The organism is Chryseobacterium phosphatilyticum (assembly GCF_002899825.2).
In the GTDB taxonomy this organism is placed as follows: domain Bacteria; phylum Bacteroidota; class Bacteroidia; order Flavobacteriales; family Weeksellaceae; genus Chryseobacterium; species Chryseobacterium phosphatilyticum.
The window spans coordinates 666,293-678,336 of the sequence record NZ_PPED02000001.1 but is presented as its reverse complement, the minus strand read 5'-3'; the positions used below and the strand labels follow the sequence as shown (position 1 = coordinate 678,336).

Annotated in this window: 9 protein-coding genes; 8 read left to right on the top strand and 1 reads right to left on the bottom strand. The window is 38.2% G+C overall.

Annotated elements, in window-relative coordinates:
- Positions 1–3: 3 nt before the first annotated feature.
- From C1631_RS03050 to C1631_RS03025, 6 genes are read left to right on the top strand one after another with little or no spacing between them, the layout of a single operon-like run.
- On the top strand, positions 4–1,815 hold the full coding sequence (locus C1631_RS03050) for an IucA/IucC family protein (protein ID WP_109710380.1): 1,812 nt from the start codon (positions 4–6) through the stop codon (positions 1,813–1,815).
- Entirely contained in the window at positions 1,812–3,215 is a 1,404-nt protein-coding gene (locus C1631_RS03045) for an MATE family efflux transporter (protein ID WP_103248973.1), read from the top strand. The genes C1631_RS03050 and C1631_RS03045 overlap by 4 nt, the downstream gene beginning before the upstream one ends.
- Before the next feature lies 1 nt (position 3,216).
- Complete coding sequence (locus tag C1631_RS03040) at positions 3,217–3,462, top strand: acyl carrier protein (RefSeq protein WP_103248972.1); 246 nt, start codon at positions 3,217–3,219, stop codon at positions 3,460–3,462.
- Positions 3,463–3,466: 4 nt separating this feature from the next.
- Positions 3,467–4,855, top strand: coding sequence for an AMP-binding protein (locus C1631_RS03035; RefSeq protein WP_103248971.1), 1,389 nt, complete (start codon positions 3,467–3,469; stop codon positions 4,853–4,855).
- A complete protein-coding gene (locus C1631_RS03030) occupies positions 4,842–7,286 on the top strand; it encodes a TonB-dependent receptor (RefSeq protein WP_109710378.1) in 2,445 nt (814 codons plus the stop codon). Before C1631_RS03035 ends, C1631_RS03030 begins: the two co-directional genes overlap by 14 nt.
- 2 nt (positions 7,287–7,288) lie before the next feature.
- Positions 7,289–8,476, top strand: a complete 1,188-nt coding sequence (locus C1631_RS03025; protein WP_109710377.1) for a PepSY-associated TM helix domain-containing protein — start codon at positions 7,289–7,291, stop codon at positions 8,474–8,476.
- A gap of 264 nt (positions 8,477–8,740) precedes the next feature.
- On the opposite strand, the gene C1631_RS03020 is transcribed toward C1631_RS03025, so the two are convergent.
- Positions 8,741–10,231 carry an aminotransferase-like domain-containing protein gene (locus C1631_RS03020; RefSeq protein WP_109710375.1) on the bottom strand — a complete coding sequence of 497 codons (1,491 nt, stop codon included), beginning with the start codon at positions 10,229–10,231 and terminating at the stop codon, positions 8,741–8,743.
- A gap of 66 nt (positions 10,232–10,297) precedes the next feature.
- Here C1631_RS03020 and C1631_RS03015 point away from each other — a divergent pair, with 66 nt between their 5' ends.
- A complete protein-coding gene (locus C1631_RS03015) occupies positions 10,298–10,921 on the top strand; it encodes a hypothetical protein (RefSeq protein WP_109710373.1) in 624 nt (207 codons plus the stop codon).
- The gene (locus C1631_RS03010) at positions 10,914–12,023 is read left to right on the top strand and encodes an aminotransferase class I/II-fold pyridoxal phosphate-dependent enzyme (protein ID WP_109710371.1); all 1,110 of its coding nucleotides are present in this window, start codon (positions 10,914–10,916) and stop codon (positions 12,021–12,023) included. Before C1631_RS03015 ends, C1631_RS03010 begins: the two co-directional genes overlap by 8 nt.
- Positions 12,024–12,044: the final 21 nt, after the last annotated feature.

The following is a 12,044-nucleotide window of genomic DNA, read 5'->3' as shown; positions in this document are numbered from 1 at the left end:
AAAATGAACACCAATTTAGAATATACAATCAGCCAGGAAAACTGGAACGAGGCCAATAGAAATCTTATGGCCAAAACCATTGCAGAATTGATGCACGAAGAGCTTTTAAAGCCTGTGGTAACCTTTGAAAATAAAAGCGGATATACAGTTTTTACCCTTGCAACCGGAGTTGAAAACATTATCTACAGCTTCCGCGGACAAGAAAGAATGATGGATTACTGGCATATTGATAAAGACAGCATTACAAAAACAGAAAACGGTGAAGACCTATCTTCAGTAGATGTGGCGGCTTTCTTCCTGGAAATGCAGTCTGTTTTTGACTTAGATCCTTATACGATTGCAAGATACACGGAAGAATTACTGCATACGTTGTATTGTGATGCTTTAATTTTATCAAGAGGAGTAATGTCTTCAAAAGAGCTTGCGGATGCAGATTATCAAACTGTAGAGCATAATATGACCGGCCATCCATGGGTAATTGTAAACAAAAGCCGATTAGGTTTTTCTCCAAGAGATCTTAAAACATTTGCCCCTGAAGCCGATGAAAATTTAAAAGTAATCTGGCTGGCTTCTCATAAAAGCAGATCATCATTCCAGTCTTTGGAACATATCAACAGAGATGAGTTTTATCGTTCTGAAATAGGAGAGGATTTATACAATGATTTTCAGCAGCAGCTATTGAGCAAAAGAAAAGTTGTTGAAGATTATCACTTTATCCCTGTACATCCATGGCAGTGGGAGCATAAGCTTCAGATTCATTTTGCCGGAGATATTGCTTCCGGACTTTTAATTCAATTAGGAGAGGGTAGCGATACCTACAGTCCGCAACAGAGTATACGTACTTTATTCAATGTAGATCATCCTAAAAAGAGATACCTGAAGACGGCTGTTTCTATTCTAAGCACAGGAAATATCAGAGGATTATCACCTAAGCAGATGAAAATTGCTCCAGCCATTACAGATTGGGTAAAAGGCTTAATTAAAGATGATGCTTACCTTGAGAACAAAGAAACTATTTTCTTAGGAGAAGAGGCTGCCATCACGTATCTGCATCCACAATATGGAGGCATTGCCAGCGTACCTTATCAGTATAATGAATTCCTTGGTGCATTATGGAGAGAAAGTGCTGAAAATTATCTGAAAGAAGATGAGCAAATGGTAACCATGGCTTCTTTACTTTATGTAGATGAGAGTGGAGTTCCATTAGTCCAGGCATTCGCAGAAAAAGCAGGAATAACCATCCGAGAATGGATCATCAGGTACCTGGATGCCTACCTGACACCGCTGCTTCATATTTATTATACCCATTCACTGTGTGTAACACCCCATGGTGAAAATATCATGGTTGTTTTAAAGAATGGGGTTCCACAAAGAATTGTAATTAAGGATTTTGTGGATGACATTGTTCTTACCACAGAGGCCAGAGAAAAACTGCCTGATCACCTGGCAGACGGGCTGATACAGTCTTCGAATAAAGAAAATATTCCTTTATTTATCCTTTTAGGTGTTTTTGATGCCTTCTTCAGATATTTATCCAATGTTCTGCATACTTATTCTGAATTTGAAGAGGAAACATTCTGGACCCTTGTTCATGATTCTATTGAAAGCTACAAAACAGATAATCCTCATTTACAGGAGAGATATGCTAAATATGATCTGTATGTGCCGGCGTTCAAAAGGTTTTATATCAACAGTCTTCGTTTGAAAAATAACGGGTACAGCGAAAATAAAGCATTTGCTATTCCACGAAAGGATGGAGCCTTACCGAATCCTTTGTATCAAATCGCTAACAAAAATTCTGTAGCAGTACTATGAGGAAATTCCTGCATCTGCTAAAGAATGGAACGGTTTTTACCTACGGGGCACTCGCAGGGAAAAAAGTAGAGCTGACATCGGGAAGTATCAACCGTTCCATTTTTAGTTTAGCAATTCCAATGGTGATGGAACTGGTCATGGAGTCTGTTTTTGTAAGTGTCAATCTCTTGATTATTGCCAGATTGGGTGATAAAGTGCTTGGACTTGTCGGAATTACAGACAACTACATCAATTTTGCGTATGCTATTGCGGTAGGGTTGGGAATTGCAGCAGCAACACTCGTAGCAAGAAGAGCTGGTGAAAAGGATACTGAAGGGATGGGCAGAACAGCCCATTATATTATCCTTTTAGCCTTATTTTTTGCTGTGTTAATCGGAGGGATTTCCTGCCTGTTTGCTTCTGAAATTGTAGGATTTCTTGGGATCAGTACAGATGTGGTAGATAATGGATTATCATTTTCCCGTCTGGTATTTCTAAGCATTGGATTGGTTATTCTAAGGCTTTCTGTGAACGGACTCTTCAGAGGAGCCGGAGATGCTGATCTCGCGATGAAATCATTGTGGATATGCCATATTTCCAATATTATCTTTGCTGTAATTCTGGTTTTCGGATTGGGATTTATTCCTGCCTTTGGATTAATGGGACTGGCTTATGCTACTATTTTATCAAGGCTGTTGGCGGTGATATACCAGTTTTTCATTTTGCTTTCAGGTAAAACGAGCATTAATATTCTGATGAAATTCCATCTGGATATTCCTTTGCTCAGGAAAATATTGAAAATAGCTTTTGGAGGATTGGTTCAATACATCATTCCAACTTCCAGCTGGCTGATAATGGTGAAAATCATATCTACATTCGGTACCTCAGCATTAGCCGGGTATATTATAGCTCAGCGTATCGCATCAGTAGCTACGATGCCGGCATGGGGAATAGGAAATGCAGCCGGCGTTCTTACAGGACAAAATCTTGGAGCCGGAGATCCCGATCGCGCTGAAAAAACAGTATGGAGGGCAGGAACCATCAATATGACCTATCTTGTTGTTGTAGCTTTGTTCTGGCAGATTGCTGCAGAATATGTGGTGAAATTTTTCACTACAGAAACTGAAGTGGCCCGATATGCGGTTCAGTACATTCATGTCGTTTCAATGGCTTATCTCTTATTAGGTTTCACTATGGTCATCAGCCGTGCACTGAATGCAGCCGGAAATATTATGCAGGTTACCATGCTTTATATCATTATGTTTTATGTCATTCAGCTTCCTCTGGCCTATTTGCTTGGAGTAAGGTTTCAATGGAAACTTACAGGAATATTCACTGCCATTGTCTCATCAGAGGTTGTACTGGCAGTCCTTTTCCTAATGATTTTTAAAAACGGTAAATGGAAAACAATAAAAATTTAAAATGAATACAACAGAAGAATTTTATGAAATTATCGCTTCAGCAATTGCGGTAAAAAAAGAACTGGTGAATGAAAGCCTTACCTATCAGGAGATCCCTGAATGGGATTCGATGTCTCACCTGCTTATCGTAGAAGCACTGGAGCAATTTTACCAGATTAAATTTGACTTTAACGATATCCTGGAAATGGGTACCGTAGGTAAAATTCGTGAAAAAATGAAAAAATACGATGTACTCGTAGAAAACTAAGAATATGAAAATTTTAGAAAATGTAATTGCCAACAGAAACCTGTTGTTTACTGATGCCTCCACCGGAAAAACTATTCCGGTCGGGGCTCTTTACAGATCTTTAGGCCTCAACCCCGTAGAAAAAGGTCTGATCTTTTTGTACAATGACAATCAGCTGTCTTCTATTGAAGTCTTGCTGAATTTTTACGGAACAGCACATACCATTGCTGTTTTAGGTCAAAAGCTTCATCCTGAATTCAAAGATCGTCTGGAGGAAGAATATCATCCGAAATATATCTTTGATCCTTCGAGAGAAGAAATCCAGGGTTATACCATCAAAGCCTTTTCAGAATCGGTTAATATCCATGTGAAAAAAGATTACCAATCTGAAGTAGTTATTAATCCTGAAATCAAAATTTTATTAAGTACGTCCGGGACAACGGGTATTCCGAAACTCGTAAAATTATCTGATGAAAGTCTTTATCAGAATGCTTTGAGTATTCTTCAGTATATGCCAATACTGGAGTCTGATGTTGTTCCTTTGAATGTCCCGATCAATTTCGTGTATGGGTTCTCCATCTTTACGACGAATTGTATGCGTGCAGGACGAATTGTGTGTACAGACAAAGACATTATGCAAAAAACTTTCTGGGACGAGATGGAAGAATTCGGATACAGTACCCTTGGAGGAGTGCCTTATCTGTATGAAAATCTGAACAGAATTGGATTCTTCAGAAAAAACAGTCCGAGTTTAAGATATATGACCCATACCGGAGGAGTGATCAATGGTGAGTTGAGAAAAACAATTTTTTCCTATTGTCATGAGTTTGAAAAACAGTTCTTTGCACAATACGGACAAACTGAAGCCGGAGGAAGAATGGCTTACCTTAGTACCGACGGACTTCTGGAAGCAGAAACTTCTATCGGAACTCCGGTGCATGGGGGAGATTTCAGTATAGATCCGGATACCGATGAGCTTCTGTTCTCCCACAACAGTATTTATGGAGGATATGCCAACACTCTAAAAGATCTGACTTCTTATGAGCAGCCAACTGTCTTACGCACAGGAGATACGGCACAAAAAGGAAAAAACGGAATCTACTATATCACGGGACGTATCAAAAGAATTATGAAATTATTCGGAATACGTCTCAACCTTGATGAGGTAGAATTCATCCTTAAAAATGAAATAGAAGGAAATACTTTTGTCTGTCTGAATTCCAATGATAAGAAAATCGTGGTATTATATGACAATCCTGATATTGATCCACAAATTATTACGGAAACCATCAAAAACAAACTGCGTATCAATCCTCAATATGTACGCACCGACCTTATAGAATCATTCCCATTATCACAAAACGGTAAAATAAACTATCCCCTGTTACAAAACTTACAGCATGAAAACATCTAAAACCCTTATATTACTTCTTGGTCTTGCTTTAACTTCAAATTCGCTTTCTGCTCAACAGAGTGACAGAGTTCATGGCAAAATCATGCTGTCTGAACAGGCACCTGTAAAAAATGCTATTTTAAGACTTGTGGATACGTCCTATCAGGCAAAAACAAATAATTTAGGAGAATATTACTTTGAAAATGTGCCACCTGGAGAATATATGCTTCAGGTGGTTTTAAATGATATCGAATTGATGCGTGAGAAAATCAGCATTAAGAAAGATGTCTATGAAATTCCGGCGATTTATGCTTCAATCCATAATAATGTGATTGAGGGAATTACAATCTATGCGGTCAGCAGAAATAAATTTCTGGATAAAGACAGTACTTCAGTTTCTAAAATGCCCTTAAGGAACTTAGAGAATCCTCAGGCATATACAAGCATTAACCAGCAAATTATGAAGGAGCAACTTACCTATGACATTTCAGAGGTTTTAAAAAATGTTCCGGGAATGGTGAAAATGCAAGGAAGTCCGGGAAGAGGTTCCGGTGACGGAAGCTTTTATTACAGTTTAAGAGGTTTCCCCACAAAAGTATCCATGGTAGACGGAATTCCGGCAACCACCAATGGAGAAATTGATCCTGCAGATATTGAACGTCTTGAGGTGATCAAAGGTCCGGCAGGAACATTGTATGGAGGTGCTGTAACATCTTTTGGAGGACTGATTAATTTAGTGACCAAAAAACCTAAAGACTATTTCGGAGGTGAAATATCCTACCTTATGGGAAGCTATAACCTGAACCGTGTGACGGCTGATGTGTATGGCCCGATAACTGATAACCGAAAAACGTTATTCCGTCTGAATGCAGCGTATCAGTATCAGAATGGCTTCAGAGATTCTGAATTCAGAAAATCATTTTTCGTTGCCCCTACTGTAAGTTATCAGGTGAGTGATAGGCTGAAGTTCAGCTTAGGAGCTCAGATCTATAATTATGAGGGTACCAATACCCCGATTATTTTCCTTGCCAGAACAAGACCTTATGTTGCCCATAATCCGGATGAACTTGGATTCGATTGGAAAAGATCATATTCAAATAATGATATGACCTTAAAAGCACCGTCCATCAACGTAAAAGCCGAGGCTAATTATAAAATTTCAGATAAATGGACCTCACAAACTTTACTTTCCAGAAACTTCAGAAAAACAGAAGGATTATATCAATATCAGTTTATAAGAGGAACAACCAGTGATGCCCTGTTGGAGCGTAACGTACAGTGGCAGAATTCTGAAGCTGCTTCTACAAGTTTTCAGCAGAATTTCAACGGGGAATTTAATATTGGCAAAATTAAAAATAAAGTGTTAATCGGATTAGATTATTTGAATCAGTCTATCAACAATAACCATTCTCCAATTGTGGTGTTTGATTACATTGATGGCACGAATCCAACAGGACCCGTGGGAGGACCCGTGACAGGAATATATGGTAATATATCCAAAGATTTGGCATTAAAAAAGATTCAAGCTTCTCCAGCCTCTTTAGTAAGAAATACATCTTCATCAAACCTTTATGGAGCCTATATTTCAAACGTAACTTATATTACCGACCGTTTGATCACCCTTTTAAGCTTACGTATGGATCATTATGAAAGTAAAGGGCAACTTAATATGAGTGATAACAAACGTACTGGTGATTTCAAGCAGACAGCATGGTCTCCCAAAGTAGGAATTGTATACCAGATCCTTAAAGATCAGTTATCTGCTTATGGGAATTATATGAATGGTTTCAGCTATACAGCACCTGTTACACAGCAGTTACCAGACTATAGCGGAGAGATGAAACCTCAGATGGCCAATCAATGGGAAGTTGGGATCAAAGGAAACCTTTGGCGAAATAAAGTGAATTTCACTGTGGGATACTACGATATCCTTGTGGACAATATACAGAGAGGAAGCGGGGTAATCCGCGACGGAAAAGAATACAATATTGTCGTTCAGGATGGAAAACAAAGAAGTAAAGGTATTGAAATTGAAACCATCATGAATCCTGTTCAGGGATTAAACATTATGGCCGGATATACTTACAACCACAGCAGGTTTGAAAAAGCAGATGCAGATGTAGAAGGACGTCGTCCGGAGTCTGCGGGTCCAGCGAATGTATTCAACTCATGGATCAGTTATATCATTCCTATTAAAGGCCTTCAGGGGTTGGGAATAGGCTTTGGGGTGAATCGGGTAGGAAAACAACTTGCCGGAAATAAAGTGAGAACCGGACAGTTTGCATTTCCTGCCTATACATTGATCAATGCTGCTGTTACTCTTGAAAAAGAAAGGTATCGATTAGGATTTAAAATGAATAATTTAGGCAATGTACAGTATTTTGCAGGACAGGGAGTTATTGTCGCTCAAATGCCTCGTAATTTTGTAGCTGAAGTTAGCTTTAAATTTTAAGGATGAAGTTAAAATTTAGAAAAATTGCATATCAATTACACCTATGGCTCGGGCTAACGTCCGGGCTTATAGTTGTTATTATGGCAGTTACAGGATGTATCCTGGCTTTTGAAGAAGAATTAAAACATATGGTTCATCCCAACAGGTATTTTGTTGAAAATATCGGAAGAAAAAAACTGACTTTGTCCAAACTTACCGGAAAAGCAGAACAAGCTTTACCTGAAGGGTTGAAAATCAAGAGAGTCATACTCTCTTCTGATCCTTCAAAAACGTATGTATTCCGGACCCTTAAAATGAATGATGAAGCATTGACGTATTGGGGAACCTATCTTTATTATTATAGGGTATATGTAGATCCCTATACCGGAAAAGTACAGGAAATAGAAGATGCAAAACATGATTTTTTTGAAATAGTCCTTGATCTTCACCGAAGACTTTTGCTGGGTGAAAAAATAGGAAAAACCATTACAGGGTATTCCACATTAATATTTGCTGTTATCCTTTTATCGGGGCTTGTGATATGGTATCCCCGTAAAATGAGTAAAAGCATGCTGAAAGGGATGTTTTTCATTAAAACATCTGCCAACTGGAAGCGAATCAACTATGATGTTCATAACGTATTAGGCTTTTACGCAATGATTCCTTTACTTATCATCTCTTATTCCGCATTGATATGGAGCTTTGAAGATGTAGACAAATGGGTAAAGAACACCTTAAACGGTAATATTCCTACAGAAAAGAAAGCTAAAAGTACAATTCCTTCCGAAGAGTTTTCAAACCGGGGAAATATTCTGGATTTGATTGGAAATAGGATGGAAGAGGGACTGAGAGATAAAAAATCAGCACTTGTTAATTTTCCAAGGTCTGAAGAAGGAACCTATTATGCTGAACTGACGTATGACGGCAGGCAATATCGCAATGAGCATTTTAATTTTGATCAATATTCAGGAGATATTTTAAAATCTCAATCTTATAAAAACAAAAATATCGGATATGGAACCGCATTAAGAGAAAGAAATTATGACCTTCACACCGGAAGTATTCTGGGAATGATCAGCAGAATTATTTATTTTCTGGCAGCTATTATTGCAGCATCACTCCCGATTACAGGTTTTATTATTTATTTCAACAAGAAAAAGAAGAAACCGAAACATAAAAAAAATAAAATTGTTTTTCCTGCTCATCAATAATGAAAGCCTCTGTGAAGGGGCTTTTTTTACATTTGCTTCAAACCGCGGCCAGCAAGCAGAGATTTTATCTGTGATAAAATTTTATACTGCATCATTTCAATATCATATGGGCTGAAAATCTAAGATTTTGTTGGGTTATTGGGAAATTCCAACAAATCAGTATTATTTTTATTCCAGCTGATTCTTCAGATCACCCTAATCTGTGAGAGATTATAATTCGTGTGTTTATAACAAAGAATAATTTCGGATAGTCGTGGCAAAAAACTACTCAATCAATTTTTTCACATTCTTGGAAAAGATCTCGATGCTTTTGTCCATTTCATCAGAGTTAAGATCTCCGAAACCTAGTCTCATAGCTGTAATATCCTTGTTTTGGTACAACAATGTTTTCGGGATAAACAGATTATCCTTAGCACTGTTACGACTTAATTGCATAAGATTGATCGGGATATTCCATTCCAGCCAGATGGCCAGTCCCCCTGCTGGCTTTTGAAAAGTGATAAGGTTGCTCAGGTTTTCCGTCAGCAGAACTGCGAGATAATCGCGTCTTTCCTGATAGACTTTTAATGATTTTTTCAGATAGCGGTTAATTTCGCCTTCTTCAATCATTTCTCCCAATGCTCTTTCCATCAAAATATCTCCCTGACGGTCTATAATGCCCAGATATTTTCTCATCTCAGCCATCAGGTTTTCGGGAGCAACAATGAACCCGGTTCTGAATCCCGGGGCCAGAGACTTTCCAAAGGAACCAATATAAATAACCATACCATTAGTATCAGCACTGGCTAAAGGAAGGATAGGACTTTTGTCGTAATGAAATTCATAATCATAATCATCCTCAAGAATGATAAACCCATATTCGTTAGCAAGTTCCAGTAATTCCAGTCTTCTTTGGGCACTTAAGGCAACGGTAGTAGGATAGTGATGATGTGGAGTAAGGTAAAGCATTCTGATTTTTTGTTTTTTACAGGCTTCACGAACACTTTCTACGATAATTCCTTCCTCGTCAATAGGAATTGAAACCATTTGAACACCGGCTTTCATAAAAATCATATTCACGGAAAAATAGCTTAAAGCACCTACCAGTACTACATCTCCTGCTGATAATAAAATTTCGGAAACGATATAAATACTCATTTCTGTACTCCGGGTAATCAAAAGGTTGTTTTTAGAAATGGGCAGTCCACGGGATAGATTGAGATATCTGGATAAATGTTCTTTAAAAAATTCACTTCCGTCATGATTGTAATGCCCCAATGCTTTTTGATTGGATTTTCGTTTAAGAATAGAACTGTAAAATCTTGAATGCTGACCAATCTGGGTTAATCTGATGTCGGGAACACCGTCATTAAAAACATATTCACAATCCGAATGTTCGAAAGGATTATCTAGAATATTAGAAGTTTTAAAAGAAAACCCTGTTGTTTTAGGATATTTTTGAAGGTTATTTTCTTCAAAATCTTTCACTTTTACAGGCTTTTCCTGATCTTTTCCGATGATAAACGTTCCTTTATTAGGAAAACTCTCTGTCCAGCCCTGTGCAGAGAGTTCATCATAGACCGCAACTGCTGTATTTCTGTGAATATCCAGCATTTCACTGAAGGTTCTGGTTCCCGGAAGTTTGGTTCCGAACGGTAAAACCCCTCGTTGAATGGCATTAACCAATTGATTGGCAATTTGCAGGTAAATAGAAGTCTCTGATTTTCTATCTATTTTAATAAAACTTTCATAAGGAATTTTAACCGGACTATCCATAATATCAAAACTGGCACCATGTAACCATCCGGCAATATACTACTTTTGACATCAAAATAAAAATCTATGGAATTCCATCATCTTCTCAATAGAATAGTACAGGAGGGCGAAATTCATGCCAAATGGCTGAATACACTTTCTTTTATGGAGAATGCCGGAGCACGAAAAATCTCAAAGTGTGAGCATCCGGTACTGGTTACTCAGATCCAACTGAAACATGCTGCTGAAGAGCACCGCCATGCCTATTACCTGAAAAAACAAATTGGAAAAATAGATCCGGCTTTGTGTAAGACCTATGAGAAGGAAGAACTTCTTGCTTCCGTAGCAACGAGACAATACCTCCATGCATTGGATATCAAAGCCTGTAGATATCTTCAGGAAGCATTTCAGCTCAGTAAAGAAGATCTAAAATATGCAGCCTATTTATTTGTTACCTACGCTATTGAGGTTCGTGCTGACGAATTGTACCCCGTTTATCAGGAGGTACTTACCAAAAGATCTTCAAAGATTATGGTGAAATCTATTATTCTTGAGGAAGAAGGACATCTGGAAGAAATGATCAATCAGCTCAATGAATTCTCACCGGACTGGAATACACATGCAGATCATATCCTGACCATAGAAAAGGAACTTCACGATCAGTGGATTCATGCTATTACGGAAGAAGTGATGCAATTGGATTATGTCTGAAAAGATAGCTCGTTTCAAGGAATTGCTTGATAAAAGAAAGGAAGAAGGTACTTTAAGAAACTTAAAACATCGCACTGAGGGTATCGATTTTTATTCTAATGACTATCTTGGATTGGCAGGAAACCATGAATTCCGGACTATTGTATTGGATAAAATTAATGCCAATCCTCAGTTGCTTTCAGGAAGTACCGGTTCAAGACTGATCAGTGGAAATAGCCATATTATTAGTGAAACAGAGGAATATATAGCTGACAAACAGCAGTTTCCTGCTGCTTTACTTTTTCCATCGGGATATAATGCGAATCTGGCTTTGTTTTCAACGCTTCCTGATCGTCATGATACCGTTATTATAGATGAACAGATTCATCGGTCCGTACATGATGCATGCAGAATGTCCCATGCAAGGAAATTAAAGTTCAGGCATAATGATCCTGAAGATCTGGAAAGGATATTAAAAAAGCAGACCGGGCATTGCTATGTTGCCATAGAAAGTCTTTACTCGATGGAGGGCGATTTTGCGCCCATCCCGGAAATTGCTGGTATGGTTAAAAAATATAATGCGGATCTGATTGTAGACGAAGCACATGCTTTTGGTGTATTTGGATACGGCTTGATTGATCAGTATCAACTGCAAAATCAGGTGTTGGCAGTGGTCGTTACATATGGCAAAGCATTGGGTGCCCATGGTGCTTCAATACTTTGTTGTGATTTGGTGAAATCCTACCTGGTCAATTTCGCCTCATCCTTTATTTATACTACTTCTGCTCAGGATTTTCAATGGGAAAGTATAAAGACCGGATATGAATTTCTGGAAGATCATCAGGAGTTGAAGAAAAAACTTCAGGCAAACATCAGTTTTTTCAGAAATCAGGGCTTGGAAACTCCTTCTGATGAAGGAAGTCCTGTTCAGGCTATTATCATTCCGGATAACAGAAAATTACAAATAATACAAAATCAATTGGCAGAAGAAGGTTTTCTGACCTACGCCGTATACAGCCCAACTGTAAAAGAAGGAACAGAAAGACTTCGGATATGTCTTCATAATTTTAATACAGAAGAAGAAATTGAGAGGCTGGCAGAGTTGATTAGAAAATTGATATAAGAAATAAGGCTGAAAAGCTAT

Excerpts from the sequence above, each read along its gene's own strand:
- C1631_RS03045 (WP_103248973.1), top strand. The coding sequence starts at position 1,812 with ATGAGGAAATTCCTGCATCTGCTAAAGAATGGAACGGTTTTTACCTAC.
- C1631_RS03015 (WP_109710373.1), top strand. The coding sequence starts at position 10,298 with ATGGAATTCCATCATCTTCTCAATAGAATAGTACAGGAGGGCGAAATT.
- C1631_RS03030 (WP_109710378.1), top strand. The coding sequence starts at position 4,842 with ATGAAAACATCTAAAACCCTTATATTACTTCTTGGTCTTGCTTTAACT.
- C1631_RS03020 (WP_109710375.1), bottom strand. The coding sequence starts at position 10,231 with ATGGATAGTCCGGTTAAAATTCCTTATGAAAGTTTTATTAAAATAGAT.
- C1631_RS03010 (WP_109710371.1), top strand. The coding sequence starts at position 10,914 with ATGTCTGAAAAGATAGCTCGTTTCAAGGAATTGCTTGATAAAAGAAAG.
- C1631_RS03050 (WP_109710380.1), top strand. The coding sequence starts at position 4 with ATGAACACCAATTTAGAATATACAATCAGCCAGGAAAACTGGAACGAG.
- C1631_RS03025 (WP_109710377.1), top strand. The coding sequence starts at position 7,289 with ATGAAGTTAAAATTTAGAAAAATTGCATATCAATTACACCTATGGCTC.
- C1631_RS03035 (WP_103248971.1), top strand. The coding sequence starts at position 3,467 with ATGAAAATTTTAGAAAATGTAATTGCCAACAGAAACCTGTTGTTTACT.
- C1631_RS03040 (WP_103248972.1), top strand. The coding sequence starts at position 3,217 with ATGAATACAACAGAAGAATTTTATGAAATTATCGCTTCAGCAATTGCG.